This window comes from Arthrobacter sp. cf158 (genome assembly GCF_900106835.1).
In the GTDB taxonomy this organism is placed as follows: Bacteria; Actinomycetota; Actinomycetes; order Actinomycetales; family Micrococcaceae; genus Arthrobacter.
Map to the genome: position 1 here is coordinate 181,467 of NZ_FNNR01000006.1, position 22,080 is coordinate 203,546.

The 22,080-nt window shown below is 63.0% G+C and carries 17 protein-coding genes; 13 read left to right on the forward strand and 4 right to left on the reverse strand.

Annotated features, from left to right (window positions below; translation table 11 throughout):
* Positions 1-272 precede the first annotated feature (272 nt).
* The 3 genes from BLW08_RS23885 (at position 273) to BLW08_RS13755 (ending at position 3,542) form a co-directional block, all read left to right on the forward strand.
* Positions 273-413, forward strand: a complete 141-nt coding sequence (locus tag BLW08_RS23885; RefSeq protein ID WP_167510425.1) for a hypothetical protein — start codon at positions 273-275, stop codon at positions 411-413.
* Positions 414-586: 173 nt separating this feature from the next.
* A complete protein-coding gene (locus BLW08_RS13750; RefSeq protein WP_175538702.1) occupies positions 587-2,104 on the forward strand; it encodes a glycosyltransferase family 87 protein in 1,518 nt (505 codons plus the stop codon).
* Positions 2,097-3,542: a phytoene desaturase family protein gene (locus BLW08_RS13755; protein WP_091325762.1), complete on the forward strand. Its 1,446-nt coding sequence runs from the start codon at positions 2,097-2,099 to the stop codon at positions 3,540-3,542. Before BLW08_RS13750 ends, BLW08_RS13755 begins: the two co-directional genes overlap by 8 nt.
* Positions 3,543-3,549: 7 nt before the next feature.
* Here BLW08_RS13755 and BLW08_RS13760 read toward each other — a convergent pair whose 3' ends face one another.
* On the reverse strand, positions 3,550-4,155 hold the full coding sequence (locus BLW08_RS13760; RefSeq protein WP_091325764.1) for an NAD(P)-dependent oxidoreductase: 606 nt from the start codon (positions 4,153-4,155) through the stop codon (positions 3,550-3,552).
* Between the two features lie 83 nt (positions 4,156-4,238).
* On the opposite strand from BLW08_RS13760, the gene BLW08_RS13765 reads away from it, so the two are divergent.
* Positions 4,239-4,637 (forward strand): winged helix-turn-helix transcriptional regulator, encoded by a 399-nt coding sequence (locus BLW08_RS13765; RefSeq protein WP_091325765.1) that lies wholly within the window; start codon positions 4,239-4,241, stop codon positions 4,635-4,637.
* Positions 4,638-4,716: 79 nt separating this feature from the next.
* Here BLW08_RS13765 and BLW08_RS13770 read toward each other — a convergent pair whose 3' ends face one another.
* Both BLW08_RS13770 and BLW08_RS13775 read right to left on the reverse strand, forming a co-directional pair.
* Positions 4,717-5,415: an ABC transporter ATP-binding protein gene (locus tag BLW08_RS13770; protein ID WP_091325996.1), complete on the reverse strand. Its 699-nt coding sequence runs from the start codon at positions 5,413-5,415 to the stop codon at positions 4,717-4,719.
* 31 nt (positions 5,416-5,446) lie between these two features.
* Entirely contained in the window at positions 5,447-6,526 is a 1,080-nt protein-coding gene (locus BLW08_RS13775) for an ABC transporter permease (protein WP_091325767.1), read from the reverse strand.
* 195 nt (positions 6,527-6,721) lie between these two features.
* Between BLW08_RS13775 and BLW08_RS13780 the strand changes: the two genes are divergently transcribed.
* The 7 genes from BLW08_RS13780 to BLW08_RS13810 all read left to right on the forward strand — a co-directional run bounded on the left by BLW08_RS13780 (position 6,722) and on the right by BLW08_RS13810 (position 18,760).
* The gene (locus tag BLW08_RS13780; RefSeq protein WP_091325768.1) at positions 6,722-8,002 is read left to right on the forward strand and encodes a sensor histidine kinase; all 1,281 of its coding nucleotides are present in this window, start codon (positions 6,722-6,724) and stop codon (positions 8,000-8,002) included.
* On the forward strand, positions 7,999-8,655 hold the full coding sequence (locus BLW08_RS13785; protein WP_090822101.1) for a response regulator: 657 nt from the start codon (positions 7,999-8,001) through the stop codon (positions 8,653-8,655). The genes BLW08_RS13780 and BLW08_RS13785 overlap by 4 nt, the downstream gene beginning before the upstream one ends.
* A gap of 156 nt (positions 8,656-8,811) precedes the next feature.
* A complete protein-coding gene (locus BLW08_RS13790; protein WP_254779861.1) occupies positions 8,812-12,687 on the forward strand; it encodes an NPCBM/NEW2 domain-containing protein in 3,876 nt (1,291 codons plus the stop codon).
* A gap of 114 nt (positions 12,688-12,801) precedes the next feature.
* Complete coding sequence (locus BLW08_RS13795; protein WP_175538703.1) at positions 12,802-14,781, forward strand: penicillin-binding transpeptidase domain-containing protein; 1,980 nt, start codon at positions 12,802-12,804, stop codon at positions 14,779-14,781.
* A gap of 67 nt (positions 14,782-14,848) precedes the next feature.
* Positions 14,849-16,531 carry an ABC-F family ATP-binding cassette domain-containing protein gene (locus tag BLW08_RS13800; protein ID WP_062072182.1) on the forward strand — a complete coding sequence of 561 codons (1,683 nt, stop codon included), beginning with the start codon at positions 14,849-14,851 and terminating at the stop codon, positions 16,529-16,531.
* Between the two features lie 253 nt (positions 16,532-16,784).
* Positions 16,785-17,552, forward strand: coding sequence for a DeoR/GlpR family DNA-binding transcription regulator (locus BLW08_RS13805; protein ID WP_091325770.1), 768 nt, complete (start codon positions 16,785-16,787; stop codon positions 17,550-17,552).
* Positions 17,549-18,760 (forward strand): MFS transporter, encoded by a 1,212-nt coding sequence (locus tag BLW08_RS13810; RefSeq protein WP_091325771.1) that lies wholly within the window; start codon positions 17,549-17,551, stop codon positions 18,758-18,760. Before BLW08_RS13805 ends, BLW08_RS13810 begins: the two co-directional genes overlap by 4 nt.
* Here the strand turns inward: BLW08_RS13810 and BLW08_RS13815 are convergent.
* Positions 18,681-19,379, reverse strand: a complete 699-nt coding sequence (locus tag BLW08_RS13815) for a phosphatase PAP2 family protein (protein WP_091325773.1) — start codon at positions 19,377-19,379, stop codon at positions 18,681-18,683. The two genes, BLW08_RS13810 and BLW08_RS13815, sit on opposite strands and share 80 nt — an antisense overlap.
* Positions 19,380-19,473: 94 nt before the next feature.
* Here BLW08_RS13815 and BLW08_RS13820 point away from each other — a divergent pair, with 94 nt between their 5' ends.
* Both BLW08_RS13820 and BLW08_RS13825 read left to right on the forward strand, forming a co-directional pair.
* Positions 19,474-20,976 carry a bifunctional phosphatase PAP2/diacylglycerol kinase family protein gene (locus BLW08_RS13820; RefSeq protein WP_091325775.1) on the forward strand — a complete coding sequence of 501 codons (1,503 nt, stop codon included), beginning with the start codon at positions 19,474-19,476 and terminating at the stop codon, positions 20,974-20,976.
* A gap of 159 nt (positions 20,977-21,135) precedes the next feature.
* Positions 21,136-22,077 carry an ABC transporter ATP-binding protein gene (locus BLW08_RS13825; protein ID WP_091325776.1) on the forward strand — a complete coding sequence of 314 codons (942 nt, stop codon included), beginning with the start codon at positions 21,136-21,138 and terminating at the stop codon, positions 22,075-22,077.
* The last annotated feature ends 3 nt before the right edge of the window (positions 22,078-22,080 follow it).

Consider the following 22,080-nt stretch of genomic DNA (forward strand, 5'->3'; position numbering starts at 1 on the left):
CTGAGTAGTCAGTTGTAGGCGCGGACCCACGCAGCATGCCGCGGGTGCGCAGTTTCCCCAAAGTTCGGAACCAGCTTCTTGTTGGGTGGACTGCCGGAAGCACGCGCAATTGTGCACGACGATCCAGGTTTCCCTGAATCGGTCCGCTTAATCCCCTTTTATCAGCCTCGGCTATTTGTGCCCTTTTGGCCTTTGTTTTCCCATGAATTCAATTGGCTCTAATTGTTGTGCCCAAATACCGGTGATTTACTCCCCCGAAAGGAGGTGAAACCATGCCAAAGCGCCCCGAAGACATGCGCTTCTACAAGAGCAGCGATGCTCCCAAGGACCGTACTCTGTTCAATGGCCAGCTGCTCGACCAACGCCGTGAAGACGTCTACGTTGTCCTGCACCAAATGGGACTCATCCGCTGATGACCTTCAGCCATTCCGAAGGAGTTTCAGGTGCAACATATTCATGCTGAACCTCAAGGAGCCCACGCGGCTACGCGTGGGCTCCTTGCTCTTAACAGCGATGCTTCGCCTACTGCCTCTCAGGCGTTAACCCCCTGATGCTGTAACTCCGAGCATGACGGTAAGCTCGATCCATGCAGGAGACGAAGCCGCACCGGCCGCAAAAACGTGCCCGCTTTGTGGTTCCCAGCCGCAGCGACTCCCTGCTTCGCAACTTCACGGAGCTCGTAGGCGGCCCGCTGGGGAAGCATTCCTCTCCCGGACAGATCTCCCCTGGACCATTCACTGTTGAACGCGTCCTCATCATCCTCACCGTCATCGCAGCGCTGCTTGCAGTTCTGGTGAAGGACTACTGCAGGGTGAACGGTTGGGAGACACCCGGGCAGTTTTACGCCACCTGCTACTCCGATTTCCCCGAACTCTTCAAAAATCGCGGTCTGGGGAATGGCGTCTTCCCTTTCTTCAGCCAGGGCAGTCTGTTCGAGTACCCCGTACTGATGGGGATCATTGCGGGCATCACGGCGCTGATGGTGCCTGGCCAGGGTCTTGGCAGCGAACGGATTCTGGGCTATTTCGACATCAACGCAACCCTGATCGTTGCCGTCTGGATTGTCACGGTCCTTCTGACAGCGCGGATCAACAAGCGTCGACCATGGGACGCAGCCATGGTGGCCGTGGCACCCGGAATCATTCTGGCCGGTTTCATCAACTGGGATATGTGGGCAGTGGGCTTGCTCGCCCTGGCGATGTATTTCTTCTCGAAGGACAAACTGATCCTGTCCGGGGTGTGCATCGGATTGGGTACGGCCACCAAGCTCTATCCTGTCCTGATCCTTGGTGCCGTGCTGGTGCTGGCCCTGCGTAGTGGCAAACTCCGGACGTTCCTGACGACTACCGGAGCAGCCGTAGCGTCCTGGCTGGCCGTCAACCTGCCTATCGCCGCCCTCAATCCCTCGGGGTGGCGCTACTTCTTCGAATTCACCCAGGACCGCCCTGCCGGGTACAGCTCTCCTTGGTTTGCCTACAACCTCGTGGCTGACCGCCTCCAGTGGATGCAGATGAATGCCGCAACCATCAACTCGCTGGCGCTATACCTGTTCATCCTGGCCTGCGCCCTGATTGGTGCTTTGACGCTATGTGCGCCGCGGCGCCCCCGAATCGCCCAACTGGCCTTCCTGATTGTTGCCGCGTTCATCCTCACCAACAAGGTTTACTCGCCCCAATTCGTCATCTGGCTGATTCCCCTCCTTGCCTTGGCCCGGCCACGCTGGCGTGACTTCCTCATCTGGCAGGCCGCTGAAGGATTGCACTGGGCTGCCGTCTGGATGTACCTCGGCCAAGCGACCAGTGGTGGCTCTGTCCAGCACAACATCGACATGTCCTACTACGTCCTGGCCGTTGGGTTGCATATGACAGCCACCGCCTACCTTATGGCGCGCGTAGTCATGGACATCTGGGATCCGGCCCAGGACCCGCTGCGTATGTATGGCGACGACGATCCTCATGGCGGGCCCTTCGATGGTGCCCGGGATTGGCTGCGGATCGACCTCTTGCGGCCCTCGCTGTCGGTGCTGCCTTGGCAACCCGCGGCTGCCGTGAGGACCGCCGAAACCCAAGCAGCCCGGCGGGCGGAGGTGGACAGCGATGGCTGACGTCGCCGTCGTCGGGGCTGGTCCCAACGGGCTGGCCGCGGCAGTTGTCATGGCCCGCGCCGGCCTGGATGTCCACGTCTACGAGGCTGCTGATGCGATCGGCGGTGGTTCGCGAACCCGCGAGCTGGTGGAACCCGGATACCTCTACGACGTATGTTCCGCGGTGCACCCCATGGCCCTGGCGTCGCCGTTCTTCCGCGATTTTGAGCTTTCCCGGCGAATTGACCTGAGGGTTCCCGAAGTCCAGCACGGCACCCCTCTGGACGATGGCGGTGCGGCGCTTGCCTACCAGTCGCTGGAACGGACGGTGCTTGGACTGGGCGTAGATGGTCCGGCGTACCGGCGGCTCATGGAGCCACTGCTGGCACGCGTGACCGGGGTGGTGGACTTTACCTCCAACCAACTGCTGCGAATCCCGAAGGATCCGTTGGCTGCCCTGAGGTTCGGGCTGGCCACCTTGGATCAGGGCACCCCACTGTGGGGTAGGCGGTTCCGGGAAGAAGCCGCTCCGGCACTACTGACGGGCGTCATGTCGCACGCGCTTGGTTCGCAACCCGCCCTCAGTTCAACCGGCGCCGGACTCCTGCTCAGCGTCCTGGCCCATGCCGATGGCTGGCCAGTGCCGGTGGGCGGCTCCATGTCCATTGCACGAGCCATGGCGGATGACCTGACAGCACATGGCGGAACCATCCATGTTGGCGAGCGGGTGGATTCGCTGGAGCAGATCCGGCCCGCGAAAGCTGTTCTCCTGGACGTGGCTCCGCCAACCCTGGCGCGAATTGGCGGGACGGAATTACCCGACAACTACCGCCGGGCACTGGAAGCCTTCCGGTTTGGTAATGCGGCCTGCAAAGTGGACTTCATCTTGTCCGGGCCCGTTCCATGGCTGGACCCAGGATTGGCGATGGCAGGAACCGTGCATGTGGGCGGCTCACGGATGGCTATGGCCGAATCCGAGAATCTGGTGGTCATGGGCAAACACCCCACCGATCCCTACGTTCTGGTGTCCCAACCGTCCTTGCTGGACCCGACACGCGCACCGGAAGGCCGCCACGTCCTCTGGTCCTACTGCCACGTTCCCGCCAATTCCACCGTGGATATGGCTGAGGCCGTCACGGCGCGTATTGAGCGATACGCACCTGGGTTCCGCGATGTGGTGGTTGCTTCACAGACCACGACGGCGGCCCAACTGGCGGAATACAACGAGAACTATGTAGGTGGCGACTTCAGCGCGGGGATATTGGACCTCCGCGGACTGGTACAACGGCCTGTGGTCTCCAACGTCCCGTGGCGAACTCCCCTTCCCGGGGTCTATTTGTGTTCGTCGTCAACCCCGCCCGGGCCAGGAGTGACAGGAATGCCCGGATACCACGCGGCAAAATATGCGCTAAAGGACATATTTAACGTACGGGTACCCGGGCTGGGCCTGGAGTTGTAGTTCGGCCCTAGTTTGCGGCGGTGAAGCGTGCGCGGCGGTATGCCGGGGTTTCGATTTCATCCAGCATGGCCACAGCGTAGTCCTGCGTAGAAATGCTGTTGCCGGCCGGTGAATCCTTGGCCACGGTGTACTCGCCAGTCCGCTCACCGGGCTGGATCATCGGTGCGGGGGCCAGGACGGTCCAGTCGATGTTCTCCGGGGTCTGCTTCACTGCTTCGAATGCCTTGGCGGCCGTGGTGGCCTCGGCCTTGTACGCCTCCGGGAAATCCGGGGAATCGAGCAGGCGGACGCCATCGATCTCCAGGGTGCCGGCACCGCCGACAATCAGCAGGCGGGTTCCCTCAGCGTTGCTGTAGGCGGTGGCCATGGCGTCGAGCCATTCTCCGTGGTCGCCGCCGGTGCGGCTGGGGCCCGTAGCCAGCACAACGACGTCGTGGTCCTTTGCGATGGAGGCAAAGGCCTGGCCGTCAGCCAGATCAGCGGCCTGCGCGGCGGCTCCGGGAACCTCGGCGCCCTGACGTGAGATGGCAGTGACCTGGTGGCCGCGGGTGATGGATTCGTTGACGATCTGGCTGCCGACCATGCCCGTTGCGCCGTAGACTGCGATTTTCATTGCTCTCCTTAGGGTTGCTATCCTTGCAATACAACAAAGGTATCTATTGGATACTGATAGCTTCAAAGGAACCTAGTTACCTCATGGATACTAAAGACCTCCCGGCCAACATCCTGGACCCCAACTGCCCTTCGCGTGTGATCTTTCAGCGAATCGGTGACAAGTGGGCCTCCTTGGTGATCCAAGTCCTCGGTGACGGGCCTGTTCGCTTCTCCGAGCTTCGCAAGATGGTCAGCGTGGTGACGCCCAAGGTGCTGACGCAGACGCTGCGCGCCCTGGAGCGGGACGGACTCATTACCCGCACTGTGCATGCGCAGGTGCCGCCGCGGGTGGACTACGAACTGACCGCGGTGGGCGAGTCCCTGTTGCAGCCGTTGTCGATGCTTCGCGAATGGGCCGAGAGCCACGTTCCCACCATCCTCGAAGCCCGCGACGCGTACGACGACGCACAGGACGAGGCCCTCCTCGGCTCCCCCAATTGAGGACAGCAGAGCGCGTTGGACGGCTCACACGCCCGTTGCCGTTCCAGGGTTGGGTCGGGCGTCTGGTTGTTGTGGGCGTCTAGTTGGGTTGGGCGGCCGGGACTGCCGCGCCGCTGATCCGGCCGTCCCGCATGGATGCGACCGCGTCCGTGAGGGGCAGATACTCGGTATCATGCGTGACCATGACAGTTGCCGTCTGGAACTCGTCCGTGACCTGCCGCAGCAGCCGGACAACAGACTCGCTTCGCTGGTGATCCAGCGCAGCGGTCGGCTCGTCCACCAGCAACACCGAGGGGCTGCCCATGAGCGCCCGCGCGATGTTCACGCGCTGTCGCTGGCCGCCGGACAATTGGTGTGGCCGCTTGTGCGTAGCGCCGGACAGCCCCACGACATCCAGCAGCTCTTCGGCCTTGGTGCGCGCGTCCTTGACGGAGTTGCCTCGCGAGTGCTCACGGATCACCAACTGCTCGACGGCGGTCAGTGCCGGCAGCAGGTTGGGCTGCTGGAAAATGATGCCCACCTTGTCCCGACGCAACGCTGTGCGTTCAGCCTCCGTCAGGGCGGAGACATCCTGGCCATCGATAAGCACCAGTCCGGACGTGGGCTTGAGGAGTGTGGCCGCAACGGCCAGCAGGGAGGATTTGCCGGATCCAGAAGGCCCCACCAGGGAAAGGAATTCCCCCTGGTGCACGGCAAGGTTCACGGCGTCCAAAGCCTTGAGGGTGGAGGTGCCATCCGGGTATTCGAGGGTGACGTTGACGAGCTTGAGTGAGGTAATCACGGTATATGCCTTTCCAGGAATGTCAGTATTAGTTGCCGCCGAGGGCCAGCAATGGATCTACCTTGGTGACCTTGCGAACCGCGAGTACCGCTCCAGCCAGGCCAAGGATCAGAATTCCCGCGACTGGCACCAGCGTGGTGAGGGGAGTGATGAGGAATGGAGCGGCCTGGGCTGCGAAAAGTCCCCCGGCAAGTCCCAATGAACCGCCAACGGCAGCGCCGGCCAGCAACACCAAAGCCGCCTGGGCCAGGGCGTCCTTCAACACATAGCCGGAGGACGCACCCAGCGCTTTGAGCACCGCGATATCGCGGGTTCGCTGCACGGTCCATACCGTCAGGAAGGCCACGATCACCAACGCCGAGATGCCGTAAAGAAATGCCTGCATGAGCATGAGTGATCCGTTCTCGCTCTTGTAGGAAGCCAAAGCCTGGAAAGAACCCACCCGGTCCAAGCTGACCGTGCCCGCTGCCGCGTTGGCGGCGTCGATGTCCAAGGAGGCCCCGGCGTCGTGCGTTACGGCCAGAACCGTGGCAGTGCCCGGTGTCGCATGCGCGATGGACCGCCAGGTGTCCAGCGTGGTCCAGACGACGCCGGTGTGTGAATACCACTGGTCCTCAACAACCGCTGAGATGGTCAGATCGGTCCCGCCAACCCGGACACGGCTGCCGGCTGCCAACGACAAGTCCTTGGCCACGGATTCGCTGACCACAACGGTCCCATCCTCCACAGCGACGGGAGAGAGAGCCCCGCCAAAAACGGCCACGTTGGTTGTCCCGCTTGCAGTCCCTCCGGCACCGATGGATTGGAGCCGGGATTGGCTGATCCCCAGTGCCTGGGCGGAGCTGACGCCCGGCTGCTCCCGCCACGTTTCGAGTTGCGCCGTGGAAACTTCCGACTCGGTATAGGACGCCTTGGGATCAGCGCCGGTGGGTGCGCCGAAAACGATCTGCTGAACAGGCAATGCCTCAATGGCCGACGTCGACTGGTTGCCCAGGCCGGCCGTCAGCCCTGACAACATCACCAGCAGCAAAGTGATCAGGGCGACGACGCTGCCCATGAGAGCAAAGCGGCCCTTGGCGAAACGGATGTCGCGAATGGCGAGAAACATCGGATTCCTTCGGTTGGGTGCGGGCTTGATCCCGGCACTATCAACTCTTCCGGCGAAGGACCTTCCAGGCATCGGGAGGTGGATGGATTCCCTGAATCCATGGGATGGATCCGCTGATCATCCAAATGGTTGATTCAGGCGTCGAGGCAGTGAATGTGAGGGGTCCGGGAGCGTGCCGGCGATACGCTGGGAGGCATGCAGTCCCCCACCGGCGCCGCCACCATCCTCCGCGTGCTCCGAGTGTGCCTGCACGTTGGTTTTGCGGCGTTGTTGCTGGTGGCCGTTACTCGGTTGCTGGCGGGAGTGGGCGCAGCTGGGAGTCCTTCAACTGTGGCCGTCGTGGCCGGGTTGGGATTGTCCGCCTTGCTGGCACTGGTCTATCTCGCCGGGACCATCCTTGAGAAGCGCCACGCCGGTGATCCCGCGCGGTTCAACCCGACGCATTATGCCGGCTGGTGGCTGGGCGCCGTCATGCTGCTGTGGCTGCTGCTTCTGCTGGTCAGCGGCGACTTCGCCTGGGTGGCCTTCCCGTTGTTCTTCCTGCAACTCCACCTGCTCCCCCGGCGTTTAGCCTTGCCGGCGATTGCGCTGAGCACCGCTCTTCTGATCGGCGCCTTGTGGTTCCACAGCCGCGGCTCGGCCGACGGTGGACTGCAACTCGCTATGGTCCTGGGCCCGGTGTTCGGAGCCGGGTTCGCCGTGGTCACCGGTCTGGCGTACCGGGCACTGTTTCTGGAGGCGGAGAACCAACGGGTGGTGGCCGACGACCTTCGCCGGACGCGCGCGGAACTTGCGCAAACCCAGCACGACGCCGGTGTGCTGGCAGAGCGCGAACGGCTGGCCCGCGAGATCCACGACACCCTGGCGCAAGGATTCTCCAGCATTGTCCTGATGGGCAGGTCTGCCGAGAATGCGTTGGAAAGCGGTGATGTTGAGGCCGCCAAGGAGCGCCTGAGGATTGTCCAGGACACTGCTTCAGCAAACCTGGCGGAAGCCCGCAGCTTTGTCCGCGGCCTTCGCTCTCCGGACCTTGAACAGTCTGGACTGGTGGACACGCTGCGGAGGCTCTGCGAAAAGACCGAGACCGAGGCCGCTGCCCGGGGGACCACGCTGCGTTGCCGCTTCGAACTGGTTGGTACGCCTGTGGAGTTGCCCAACACGTACCAGACCACCCTGCTCCGGGCCGCCCAGGCCTCCCTCGCGAACGTGTGGGCGCACGCCAAGGCGCGGGCCGTCGTCGTAACTTTGTCCTTCCTCGGTGCGGAGGCGACGCTGGATGTTTTCGACGACGGCATAGGCTTCGAACCGTCGACGGCGGCAGGTACAGCGCGTGGTGACGGCACCGGCGTCGGGCTGCTGAGTTTGCGCGAGCGGCTGGCTACGCTGGACGGCGGTCTCGAAATCGAGTCCGCGCCGGGCGAGGGGACTGTGGTGGCCATTCGGGTGCCCTTACCTGCGGAGGACGGTGCGCCGTGAGTGACATCCGCGTCCTCTTGGTGGACGATCATCCGGTGGTCCGGGCAGGACTCCGGGCGATGCTGGCCGACTTCCCGGGCGTCACGGTTGTGGCCGAAGCTGAGGACGGTGATGCAGCGTTGCTTGAGCTGGGCAAGTTGCACACGCTGGGTGAACCTGTGGATCTGGTCCTCATGGACCTGCAGATGGGTGCCGGCATGGATGGTGTCACAGCCACGCAGAAGATCAAGGCGGGCGAGGCCGGGACTCCCCCGCCGCCTGTCCTGATTCTGACCACCTACGACACCGACGCCGACATTCTTGCTGCAGTGGAGGCCGGCGCGAGTGGCTACATGTTGAAGGACGCGCCTCCGGAGCAGATCCGGCAGGCTGTCCTATCCGCGGCCGCCGGGCAAACGGCGCTGGCCCCGGAGGTTGCGGCCCGGCTCATGGGGCGGATCCGCAACCCCTCGCCGGCTTTGAGCGGAAGGGAAGTGCAACTGCTGGAACTTCTGGCCACCGGGATGAGTAACCGGGCCATGGCCAAGCAACTCTTCATCTCCGAGGCCACGGTGAAGACGCATTTGGTGCATATCTATTCGAAGCTCGGCGTTGACAACAGGACGGCGGCCATCGCCGTCGCCACCCAACGCAGGATCATCCGCGGGCGCTGACTCCCGACCCAACCCAGGTGGCATTAGTGCCGTTTTGAGCGGCCAAAACGGCCTTGGTTGCGACTCACTGGGGTAAGCAATTTTGGTTAAACGGTTGACCTTTTGACCGTAAGCAGTGACGATTAGTGCACGTTTCGCTATGAGTTAGATCACAAAATGTCACTCGTCGAAAGTTGGCCCCACATGTCCGCACCCTCCTTGGGTCTGTCCGGAGCTGCCCCCATCAGCTCCGGACGCACCAAAAAAGGTTCCTTGGCCAGGAAGGCCGCGTCACTCGGCCTTGCCTCCCTCCTTCTCGCGGGAGCCATTCCCGCACTGACCTTCACAGCGGCCGCGAATGCCGCTCCGGGTGATCCCGCGACCGTCAAAGCCGTCACCCCCGAAGTACCTGTTGATGCCGCCGGAGCACCCCTGGGAGCGGTGACGAGCTTCTCCCAGTCCGGAAACGTCGTCGACCTCTCCACTGATAAGGGCGCCATTCGGGTGACGTTCCTGGACGACGGCAACTTCCGATTGGAAGCCGATCCCAGCGGAAAGTTCACGGATCCAGCCAATACGGACCAAGGCGACCCCGCCCGGACAGCCAACATTGTGGTGGGCAAAGACAAGTTCCCCGGTGTCGCTCCGACGGTCACTGACGGCGACTGGCTGGTCCTGAAGACTGCCAAGATCAGCGTTGAGATCAACAAGGCCACCACCCAGCTCCGCGTTGTGCGGGCAGACGGGTCCCTGGTCCTGGAAGAGTCAGCGCCCATCACGTTCGGCGCGAACTCGGCAACACAGCACCTCGTCCAGCAGGACGGCGAACAGTTCATCGGCGGCGGCATGCAGAATGGCCGCTCCGTCCACACCGGTGCACTGATCAACATCGCCAAGAACTTCGACTGGGACGACGACGGCTACCCCAATGCAGTGCCGTACTACATGTCCTCCAAGGGCTACGGCGTCCTGCGCGACACGTTTGCCCGCGGCTCCTATGACTTTGCCGGCCAACCCACCACCACGCACGAGGAAAAGCGCTTCGACGCCTACTACTTCGTGGGCGATTACAAGCAGTCCCTCGGCGCCTACACCACGTTGACCGGCAAGCCCATGATGCCCCCGGTGTATGCCCTCGAATACGGCGACGCGGACTGCTACAACCGCTCCAACCCGGGCTATTCGTCCTCCGGTTACGGCGATCCCGATGGCGCCAAGCAGAAAACCCCTGACGCCATCAAGACGGCGCGGAAGTTCGTTGAGAACGACATGCCCGCGGGTTGGATGCTGGTCAACGATGGCTACGGCTGCGAATACCAGCAACTTCCGGAAACAGTGAGCAACATCGAGGAAGAAACCGACCTCAAGGTTGGTCTCTGGACGCAGCGCTCCCTGACCAACCAGGAATACGAAGTGGGCGAGGCCGGCGTACGGCTCCGCAAGCTGGACGTTGCGTGGGTTGGCCAGGGCTACCGCCAGGCTCTCACCGGTTGCGAAGCCGCCCACGGTGGAATCGAACAGTACTCGAACGCCCGCGGCACCTCGCTGATGGTGGAGGGATGGGCCGGCTCCCAGCGCTGCGGCATGCAGTGGACGGGAGACCATTCCGGAAACCTCGACGCCGTCCGCTGGCAGGTCTCGGCCCTCACCGGCGCCGGGAACTCGGGTTTGGCATTCACCACGGGCGACGTCGACGGCATCTTCGGCGGCTCCCCCGAGTCCTACGTCCGCGACCTCCAGTGGAAGGCCTTTGCTCCGGCGCTGTACTCCATGTCCGGCTGGGCAGCCACTGACAAGCGTCCCTGGCTCTACGGTGACGAAGCTACGGCCATCAACCGCCAGTACCTGCAGCTCCGCCAGCAACTCATGCCGTTCATCTACACATTGGCCCAGGAGTCGTCCACCAGTGGTGTCTCGATGATGCGGTCCATGGCCCTCGAGTTCCCCGAGCAAGAGTGGTCCTACGGTGCCGAGGCAAACAACCAGTTCATGCTGGGCTCCGATTTCCTGGTGGCACCGGTCTTTACCCAGACCGATGTCCGCAACGGGATATTCCTCCCGGCGGGCCAGCAGTGGGTGGATTACTGGACCGGCAAGCTCTACCAGGGCGGCCAGATCCTGAACGGCTACAACGCGCCGCTGGATAAGCTGCCGGTGTTCGTCCGTGCTGGAGCGGTGATCCCGCAAGGCATCGTGGCGCGCAACGCATCTTTGGTTCCGGAAGATTCCATGATCACTTTGGACGTTTACGCTCAAGGCCAGGACAGCTTCACGCTCTACGAGGATGACAAGGTCACCCGCGAATTCAAAGACGGAAAATCGTCCAGCCAGGTGTTCGCAGTGGACGCCCCGGGCAAGGGCAACAGCAGCGTCAAGGTCTCCATCGGCGAACGGAAGGGCGAATACACCGGTAAGGCTGCAGCCCGTCCCTACGAGCTGAAAGTCCACGCCGGCGCAGCACCCAAGGACGTCAAGATCGGCGGCACCAAGCTGGCCCAGCACTCCACCCAGGCCGCCTACGCCGCAGCAGCAACCGGCTGGTACTTCGATGAGGCCAACAACGGCACCATCTGGGTGAAGACAGGGTCCATCGCTTCCAACCAGTCCGCCACAGTCCAGCTCCAGCAGGCTGGTCCGCTGGGCGGCAAGAGCCAGGAGGACACCGCAGCCGAGGTTCGTGTAACCACCGGTCAGCAGGTCTTCCAGGACCAGGAAACAACCGTCACCGCGGCTTTCGTGAACACTGGAACCAAGGCAAAGAGCAACGTGGTGCTGACTCCGGTGCTCCCTGAGGGCTGGACTGTGGTGTCTTCCTCCGGCGCAACCGCCGCCAAGGTGGAAGGCGGCGCTACTGCAACCGCCACGTTCGTTATCAAGCCGGGGACCAGCGCGAAGGCGGGCCAACAGACCGTGCGGGTATCGGCGTCGTACGCTGCATCCGGATCCAGTCAGTCCGTAACCGGCGGCAACCAGATCTATGTCGCCTACGGTTCCTTGGCAGCCGCATACAACACCGTGTCCGTCACCACCGTGGCCGGCAAGGCCACCGGAAACTTCGACGGCGGAGGCGCCACCTTCGCCGCCGAGCAGCTGGCTGCTGCCACGGTTCCGGCAGGCGGTGTCCGGCCCGGCAGCACGGTTACGGTGGACGCCGGTAAGCCAACGCAGGTTGACTACACATGGCCGGCGGTGGGCCCTGACGTCCCCAACTCGGTGGCGCTCTCCGCGCAGACCATCGCCGTCAAAGGCAAGGGCACGCACCTGGCTGTCCTCGGATCAGCCGCCGTGGGCAACGGTACGAGTCCCATACTCACCCTGACATATGCCGATGGAAGCATGGAAAAACAACCCATTTTCTTCCCCAACTGGTTGCAGCCTTCGGTACTGAACGGGGCCGTGCTTGCGGTCTCGGAGCAGGGCCGGAACAACGCCAACGGTCCGTCGCCGGAGTACACGCAGTACAAGTACCAGGCGTTCTCCAACACTGTCCGGCTCAACCCCACCAAAGAACTGGCCTCCGTCACCTTGCCCACCGAGACGCGGGTGAAGTTCTTTGATTGGAAGGTGACTTCGCAGCCTCTTCCGGACGTTCCGCACGGCTCGGTGTACGCCTCAGAAACCCCTTGGGTCCAGGCGCTTAACGGTTACGGTGTGATCGGCAAGAACGTGGCGAACAAGGACTCGGCGTCGTCTCCGGACAAGGCGTTGTCCATCAACTACACCGACCCGGCCACCGGTCAGCAGCCCGTCTTCACCAAGGGACTTGGCGTTCACGCTGCCTCCAGGATCACCTATTACCTGGGCGGCAAATGCACGTCCTTCACGTCCCAGGTGGGGCTTGAAAGTGGGTTCGGCGGCAATATCATCTTCAAGGTCAACGCCGATGGTGTGAATAAATACCAGTCGCGCACCTACACGCCCGGGTTCGCTCCGGAATCCGTGTCCGTGGATCTGACCGGTGCAGCGTACGTGGAGCTGGTAGTGGATCCATCGGGTTCCATCAACGGCGCGCACGGGGTGTGGGGTGATGCCAAGTTCACCTGCGCACCGTAAGCAGCTTGTCCTGACAGCCGTCGTTTGCTGCCTGTTCCCCAGGTGGCAAGCGGCGGCTGTCCGTTTGCCGGGCACAACAAGAAACTGTCAGGGGAACGGGGCATAATGTCGCAAATGGGGAAAATGAAAATGCAGCAGGGTTTGGTCCTTGGTCTGGTAACACTCGTGATGGCTGGCTCTCTCACCGCCTGTGATGACGGCCGCGCCGGTGCGGAGGGAGCAGCCAAGCAGCTCGCCTCCTCGCTGTCGGCGCTCGACGTCGGTTCGCTCGCCGTTGCCGGCAAGGACGCTGCCGCGGCCAACGACGAACTGAAGGCCGTCTTCGGAGGGCTTGATGCCAAGCCATCGGTGCAGTCGGGCGGTGTAAAGCTCGACGGCGACACCGCCACTTTCCCCTTGAACTACAGCTGGAACATTGGCTCGGGCAAGTGGGAGTACACCTCCGACGCCACCCTCAAGAAGTCCGGAGACAAGTGGGCCGTTCAATGGAATCCGGGCCTGCTGGCGCCGCAGCTCTCCGATGGCGAGACTCTCTCCGTCAAGACTGTCCCTGCCCAGCGCGGCCAGATCCTGGGCGCCGGTGACGCCCCGATTGTGGAGGACCGGCCGGTTTTCCGGGTTGGCATCGACAAGACCAAGGTTCCTGCCGACCAGGCGGATGCTTCCGCTCGTGCCATGGCGGCGCTCCTAGGACTGGAAGCAGAGGAGTACGCCAAGCAGGTTGCTGCCTCCGGGCCGCAAGCCTTTGTGGAAGGCCTTGTTCTCCGCGCCTACACCGCGGACATCACAGAAGCAAAGATCAATGCCATCCCCGGCGGCGTGAGCATCCTGGATTCCATGGCGCTTGCTCCCACCAGGACCTTTGCGCGTGCCTTGTTGGGCAGCGTTGGCCAGGCCAGTGCAGAGCAGATAGAGAAGTCCAACGGAGCTTTGCGGGCCGGTGACACCACGGGAACGGGCGGTCTGCAGCAGAAGTACGACTCCTTGCTGCGCGGCAAGGACGGCGTGGAGGTCATTGCCAGTACCCAGGCGAAGGCTGAGGGGGAGACTCCCGGCACGAAGGTGTTCTTCTCCTCCCTTCCCGCACCCGGAACAACGCTTAAAACTACCTTGGACCTGAAACTGCAGCAGCTCGCTGAAGAGACGCTGGCTGGTGTAGGACCCGCTTCAGCTATCGTGGCCCTCAAGCCATCCACCGGTGCGGTTCTGGCGGCCGCCTCCGGTCCGGGCAGCAACGGTTACAACACTGCACTCTTGGGCCAGTACGCTCCAGGATCAACCTTCAAAATTGTTGATTCCCTGGCGATGTTCCGCAACGGTGCCACCCCGGATTCCAAGGTGGAGTGCCCGTCCACGCTGACTGTCGACGGCCGCACGTTCAAGAATGCCGAGGGCTACCCTGAATCCTCGCTTGGTTCCGTCGCCTTGCGTGACGCGTTCGCGCATTCCTGCAACACGGCTTTCATCAATGCCCGCGAGACAGTCAGCCAGGATCAACTTGAGGCAGCCGCCCAAGCTCTGGGTGTGGCTGTGGAGGCTCCCCAGCTTGGCGCCGACGCTTTCCTGGGCTCCGTCCCAGGCGCCGCCGAAGGCACCGAGCACGCCGCTTCCATGATCGGCCAGGGCAAGGTGCTCTTCTCGCCACTCTCAGCGGCGGTCATGGCCGCCTCAGTTGCCAACGGCGCTCCTGTTTCTCCACAGTTGGTCCTCAACGCTGATGCAGCACAGAACCCCAGCGCTGCTGCAACCCCCACGGAGAGTGGCACCGCATCGCCGTCGTCCGCGTCGGATCCGGCAAGCGTTGCCCCGGCATCCACCAAACCAATCACCAAAGAAGAAGCCGCTGCGCTGGCCGACATGATGCGTGCGGTGGTGACATCCGGTCACGCCGGCTTCCTCGCGCAGGTTCCGGGCACCCCTGTGGGGGCCAAGACGGGCACGGCCGAATTCGGCAATGAGAACCCGCCCAAGACGCACGCCTGGATTGTGGCCACGCACGGGGATTTGGCGGTTGCAGTGTTCGTTGAAGACGGCGGACTGGGCGCAACAACCAGTGGACCTCTGTTGAAGTCGTTCCTTACTGCCGCAGGCTGACAGGGCCTGACGGCGGCACCAAGCACCGCCGTCGAGCACTGATACCGCGCCGTGGGAGGATTGAAACGTGGCCCATATTGACGTTTCCGGCATCGACTACTTTCTCTCCGACGGCACCCAACTGCTCAACGGCGTGACCTTCAAGGTCCCCGACGGCACCAAGACGGCGCTGATCGGGCCCAACGGAACGGGCAAAACCACGCTGTTCAAGATCATCTCCGGTGACCTCACGCCGGATGAGGGTGTTGTTGGACGCTCGGGGAACATGGGCATCATGCGGCAGTTTGTGGGTCAGGTCCGCGACGAATCCACGGTCCGGGATCTTCTGGTGTCCACTGCCCAGGCAGGCCTCGCAGCAGCTGCCAAGGCGGTGGAGGAAACCGAGCTCGCCATGATGGAGCACGATGACGAACCCACCCAGATGAAGTACGCGCAGGCGATCGTGGACTGGGGAGATGCCGGCGGCTACGACCTTGAGACCGTCTGGGACGAGGTCTGCATGGCAGCCTTGGGGATCTCGTTCGATAAAGCGCAGTTCCGCCGCGCCTCCACCCTGTCCGGTGGAGAGCAGAAGCGCCTGGTCCTGGAAGCCCTGTTCGCTGGCCCGGATGAGCTTCTCCTCCTCGACGAACCGGACAACTACCTGGACGTTCCCGGCAAACGCTGGCTGGAAAGCAAGCTCAACGAGTCCAAGAAGACCGTGCTGTTCATCAGCCACGACCGCGAGCTGCTCAACAACGCGGCCAGCCGCATCGTCACGCTGGAGCCCGGTATCAATGGCGCATCAGCATGGATCCACGGTGGCGGCTTCGGGACCTACGTCGAGGCTCGTGCCGATCGCAACGCCCGTTTTGAGGAACTCCGGAAACGCTGGGACGAGGAGCACATCAAGCTCAAGGAACTCGTCAATATGTACAAGAACAAGGCCGCGTTCCGCTCCGACATGGCCAACAGGTACCAGGCAGCGCAGACCCGCCTTGCCAAGTTCCTGGAGGCTGGTCCGCCTGAGGCACTGCCGATCGAGCAGAACGTCAAGATGCGGCTCAAGGGTGGACGTACCGCCAAGCGGGCTGTCGTGGCCCAGAAGCTTGAACTGACAGGGCTTATGAAGCCTTTCTCTACGGAGATCTGGTTTGGCGACCGCGTTGGCGTGCTGGGTTCCAACGGTTCAGGGAAGAGCCACTTCCTGCGCCTGCTCGCCACCGGTGGCACCGATCCCGAGCGGGAGCACCTGCCGGTGTCCGACGTCGTGATCGCGGAAGTACCGCACGAAGGGACTGTGAAACTGGGCGCCCGCATCCGGCCCGGGTTCTTCGCGCAGACCCACGTCCGTCCCGACCTCCTGGGCCGAACCCTGCTGGAGATCCTGCATCGAGGCGACGAACACCGGTCCGGGCTCGCCCGTGAGGCCGCAGCCGGCGCCCTTGATTCTTATGGCCTGGCCGGTCAGTCCGAGCAGAAGTACGAGTCCCTGTCCGGTGGCCAACAGGCACGTTTCCAAATCCTGCTCCTGCAGCTGTCCGGTGCGACTCTTCTGTTGCTGGACGAGCCGACCGACAACCTGGACCTGCACTCGGGTGAGGCATTGGAGCGTGCCATCGACTCCTTCGAAGGCACCGTCCTGGCGGTCACGCACGACCGCTGGTTCGCCAAGTCCTTTGACCGCTTCCTCATCTTTGGTTCTGACGGCAAGGTCTATGAATCCGAGGAACCAGTCTGGGACGAGAAGCGCGTGGAGCGCGCCCGCTAACCACGGACCCTCTCTCACCTTTCGGTACTTTTCCGCGAACGCTCTCGCACTGGCTGCGAGAGCGTTCCGCTTTAAGCCACCAACGGTGAGAGAGCGTCGGGCCCTTTAGCCACTAACGGTGAGAGAGCGTCGGGCCCTTTAGCCACTAACGGTGAGAGAGCGTCGGGCTTTAGGCCACCAACGGTGAGGGAGCGTCGGTGCGTAAATGATCATTCATGATGATTAAGTGAGCATTCCTTGTTACGGTTGAATCATGGGAACTGCTGACCGCCACCGGCTCATAGGCGAGCTGCTGCGCACACGCGAAGAAGCCACCGTTGAAGAACTCGTGGACGTTACGGGAGCCTCGGGGGCCACCATCCGCAGGGACTTGGAAGTCCTCGCGGCACATGGAGTCCTGAAGCGCGTCCATGGTGGTGCCCGCAGCTTGCTGGCACGCGGAGACAACCCCGGCTACGGTCAGCGCGAGCTGGAAGACCACCAAGCCAAGACGCGCATCGCCGGCGTTGTTGACCAGCTCGTCAAGGACAGGGCCCATGTGTGGCTGGATAGCGGATCGACGGCCACGGAAATTGCGCGCCGGTTCAGTCATCGCGAGCTCACGGTAATGCCCATGTCTTTGCACGGTGTGGAGGCCTTGACGGCCAACGCGTCCGGTCGGACACCTGAGCTCATCCTCCCCGGAGGCAGCCTTGTGCCGGGCGAGCAATCCTTCCGGGGACCCATGACCGAAGCCAACATCCGCTCGCTGAGGTTCGACACCGCCGTCGTGACCCCTTGCGCACTGAACCTCAAAGACGGCCTGCTGGCCCACGATCTTGACGATGCTGCAGTGAAGCGCGCGGGCCTGGAATCCGCGGCCCGGGTCATCGTGGCCTCGTCAGGCAGCAAATGGAATGCCAGCGCGGTGGCCTTGGTGGCAGCCATGGATACCGTGGACGTGATCGTGACAGACCTCAAGCCATCCCCCGAAGATCTTGCCCGGCTCACCAAACTCTCCGTGGAAGTTGTGATTGCATGACCACCAGCATCAAAAGCACCAAAAGCGTCAACGCCGCGGCGGTGGCGACCTTCCTGATCTTCGGCATGAATGGTTTGGTCTTCGCCAGTTGGGCTGCGCGCATCCCGGCCGTCACTGAAGCTCTCAGCCTGACATCCGGCCAGATGGGCACCCTGCTGCTCTGCACCGCGGTCGGGTCCTTGCTGGCTCTGCCGTCGGCAGGCTGGGTGGTAGGCAGGATCGGCACCGCGAATACGGTCCGGGTAGCGGGAATCGTGGCGGGGGCCGCGGGTGCGGCCATTGCTTTCTCGCTGATGGCCGCGTCGGTTCCAGCAACGGCCGTTGCGTTGTTCTTCTTCGGCATCGGTATCGGCCTGTGGGATGTGGCCCAGAATATTGAAGGCGCGGATGTCGAGCACCGTCTCAAGCGCACCATCATGCCGCAATTCCACGCAGCATTCTCAGGTGGCGCCTTTCTGGGTGCGTTGATCGGCGCCGGCCTTTCCCAGCTTGGCGTTGGGCTCCCTGAACACCTGCTGGTTATCGCTGCCATTGCCGTCACCCTTGCACTGACCGTCCCCAAGTACTTCCTGCCGCACCAGGTTGCGGAAACCAACGACGCCGGCGTGCCGGCTGAGAAGGGCCCCACGGCTTGGCGGGATGCCAGGACGCTGCTCATCGGCGTCGTGGTTCTGGGTGCCACCCTCACTGAGGGTGCGGGCAATGACTGGATCGCCAAGGCTGCCGTGGATGGTCTCGGCGCATCCGAGTCCACGGGCGCGCTGCTGTTTGCACTCTTTGTTCTTGCGATGACCATCATGAGGTTCCTGGGCGGGAAGGCAATCGACAAGTTTGGCCGGGTCAGCGTCCTCCGGGCCAGCATGGCAGCAGCCGCAGTGGGCTTGGCGCTGTTCGTGTTCGCCGGCAATGTGATCCTGGCCGGTGTCGGCGCCGCACTGTGGGGTATCGGTGCTGCCCTGGCATTCCCCATGGGCATGTCAGCCGCGGCGGACGACCCCAAGCATGCCGCGGCCCGCGTTTCCGTGGTTTCCACCATCGGCTACATCGCGTTCCTTGCTGGACCGCCGCTCTTGGGCTACCTCGGCGACCACACAGGAATCCACCTGGCCTTGCTGGCCATCGGGGCGCCTATTCTGCTCGCTCTCCTGCTTGCAGGCGTCGCGAAGCCTTTGCCCTCCGAAGAGGCTTCCGAGCAGCATTCTCCATAAGGCATATCTTCCGGAATCGCCACCACATCAGCAGTACCACTCCAGCTGCCAGGTACGCCCCGCCTAGGACATCGCTGAGCCAATGGGCCGACAGGTAAGTGCGGTTGATCATCATGACGACCACACCCAGCACCGCCAGCACGTTGATCCACCAACGTCCGATCAGGAACACCAGGACCATCAGGAAAGCCGTCGTGGCAGATACATGCCCCGATGGGTATGAGCCTGTGTCGGTCAAGACTTCGGCGCCTTCGGGGCGGCTCCGGCCGACCACTGCCTTGGCAAGCTGAGTGACGGCCAAAACTGAGATGCCCGAAGCCGCAGCGAAGACGGCTGTCATGGGGCGTTGAAACACCAGCAAGAAGACCGCGAGCAGCGCGTGGAAGATCAGTACTCCCACATAACCGGCCCAATTGAGGACCGCGTTCACGTCATCCCAGAATGGCGAGTGCAAGGTAAATGAGTATGCCTGCCATATGGTGTCCACACCGTTGAAGGCCGGCTCGCCTTGCCCTCCCAGCAGCATGGCGGCCGGAACCGCGAAGGCGCACAGCAGGAGCAGGCCAGGGGTTATCAACTGCCAGTCGGGCCGTTGAGTCCGAAGGATGTTGCGAACCATCACTACATCGTAGCCATGGCAGCCCGGCCTAAAACCTTGCCTGCTCCGGCGGTGGCACGCGGCTGGAGCAGGCAGCAAGGGTTACTGTGTTGGGATGCGAGGCTTCGTGGGCAAGGGTCCCAAACGGGTTGCACGGTTGGACCATTTCCTGGTTCGGGCCGTGTCCCGGCAACCCCAAGGCGATCACGATGTCTTCTTCCGCAGGCTCTCTGCCGCTGCCACCAAGGGGAAACTCTGGTTTGGCATAGCCGGGATCATGGCCGCGTTCCCTGGCAAGCCACGCAGGGCAGCCGTTCATGGTCTCCTCGCGTTGGGTGTCGCCTCAGGCGTCACCAACGTCATCTTCAAGCGGGCTCTCCCCCGGACCAGGCCCCGTCCCGAGCATCTGCCCCTGTTCCGCTTCGTGAATCCCCAGCCAACCAGTTCCTCCATGCCTTCCGGCCATTCCGCATCCGCAGTTGCCTTCGCTGTGGGCACCGGAATAGTGTCCCCCGCCCTCGGAATTGCCCTTGCCCCTATCGCAGCGGGGGTGGCTTACTCCCGCGTGCACACAGGCGCTCATTGGCCCTCGGATGTGGTGCTGGGCTCCGCTCTCGGGGCAGGCGCAGCGCTGGTAACCCGGAAGTGGTGGCCTGCCAGGCCGCCGGAGCCAACGCCTCGCCGCACTCCGGTGGAGGCGCCCGCAATTCACGACGGCGAGGGCCTGAGCATTGCTGTCAACGTCATGGGTGGTTCCTACACCCCTGAGACTGGCGAATTACTGAGGGGTATATTCCCAAAGGCGCATATTCACGAAATTGCCGAAGGCGAAGACATCGCTGCCGAAATGGACGCCGCAGCAACCCGTCCAGGCACCGTTGCGCTGGGCGTATGGGGCGGTGACGGGACGGTTGGCACAGCCGCCGCTGCCGCCGTCGGGCATTCACTCCCGCTCCTGGTTCTCCCGGGCGGAACCCTCAACCACTTCGCCCGCGATCTGGGCACCAGCTCGATCGACGACGCTGTGGAGGCTGTGACCAAAGGGCACGCAGCCACCGTTGATCTGGGGCACGTTGTGATGCAGCGGGGGCTGCCTGATGTGCCGGAGACAACCGAGCTGGCCATGTTGAATACTGCCAGTGTTGGCGTGTATCCGAATCTGGTCCGCAGGCGTGAGCGCCTGCAGCCAGCGCTCGGCAAGCCGCTGGCTGGGCTGGCGGCATCGCTCCGCACATTCGGCGTGAACTCGCCCACCACCCTTACCGTGGATGGGGTGAAGCACAAACTGTGGATCCTGTACCTGGGCCGGGGCCGCTATTACCCCCGTGACCATGCGCCGCTTCGCAGGCCTGTGCTCGACGACGGTGTCCTGGACGTTCGCATGATTACAGCGGACGAGCCCTTTGCCCGTCTTCGCTTGCTCTGGGCGGTGGTGACAGGCACCGTCGCAGCGTCCAAGGTCACCCATCTGACCGAAGCCACCACCATCGCGGTTGAAGCTGTGGGGGAACCCTTGGTTCTGGCGGTGGATGGCGAACCGAAGCCCGGAGTCCGCCGTGCAACGTTTGCGGTGAAACCGCGCGAACTACGCGTGTACTCGCCATTGCCTGCCGACTGATGTGCTGTGACGCCCCGCGCGTCATCCGCGAGGACTACCCTGACTTGACCCTGAATCATCCCTGAGACAGGCGATTTACTTCCCCTCCGTGAGTACCGTGGTGAGTACATTCAAAACTCACCTGCACACGCATGTGTGCTCCGAGGAGGGAACGCTTCCATGATCGAAGCAAAAGGCCTGACAAAGGTCTACGGCGAGAAGACCGCCGTTGGCGGTGTCAGTTTCACTGTCCAGGCCGGCCGCGTGACGGGCTTCCTGGGCCCGAACGGTGCCGGCAAGTCCACCACCATGCGCATGATCATGGGGCTTGACCGTCCCACGTCCGGAGACGTCACGGTCAACGGCCTCCACTATGCGCAGCACAAGGCGCCTCTCCACCAGGTGGGGGCGCTCCTGGATGCCAAGGCCGTCCACACGAGCCGCAGTGCCTACAATCACCTGCTGGCCATGGCCGCAACACACAGCATTCCCACCTCTCGGGTCCACGAAGTCATTGAAATGACGGGCCTTGGTGCCGTGGCCAAGAAGAAGGCCGGCGGGTTCTCGCTGGGCATGGGGCAGCGGCTGGGAATCGCGGCTGCGCTGCTGGGTGATCCGCAAACCCTGATCCTGGACGAGCCGGTCAACGGACTGGACCCCGAAGGCGTCCTCTGGGTCCGTAACCTTGTCCGGTACCTTGCGAGCCAAGGTAAGACCGTCTTCCTCTCCTCCCACCTGATGAGCGAAATGTCGCAGACTGCCGACCACCTGATTGTGATTGGTCGGGGACGGATCATCGCCGACGCTCCTGTGCAGGACATCATTGAAGGCGCCCAGCAAGCCAAAACCCTGGTGCGGACTGCCGCCGCGAGCCAACTGTCCGCCCTGCTCGTGGGAGATGGGGTCCGCGTTGATCAGAGCCAGACTGAAACCCTTGAGGTAACAGGCCTGCAGCCGCGTGACATTGCCCAGGTAGCCCTGGACAACAACGTGTTGGTCTACGAACTGACCCCGCAGGTTTCGTCCCTCGAAGACGCCTACTTCAACCTGACCAAGGATGAGGTGGAGTACCACTCGCACATGTCCGGCGAGCCGGTCGCTGCTGCCCCGGAAGGAAAGTAAGGA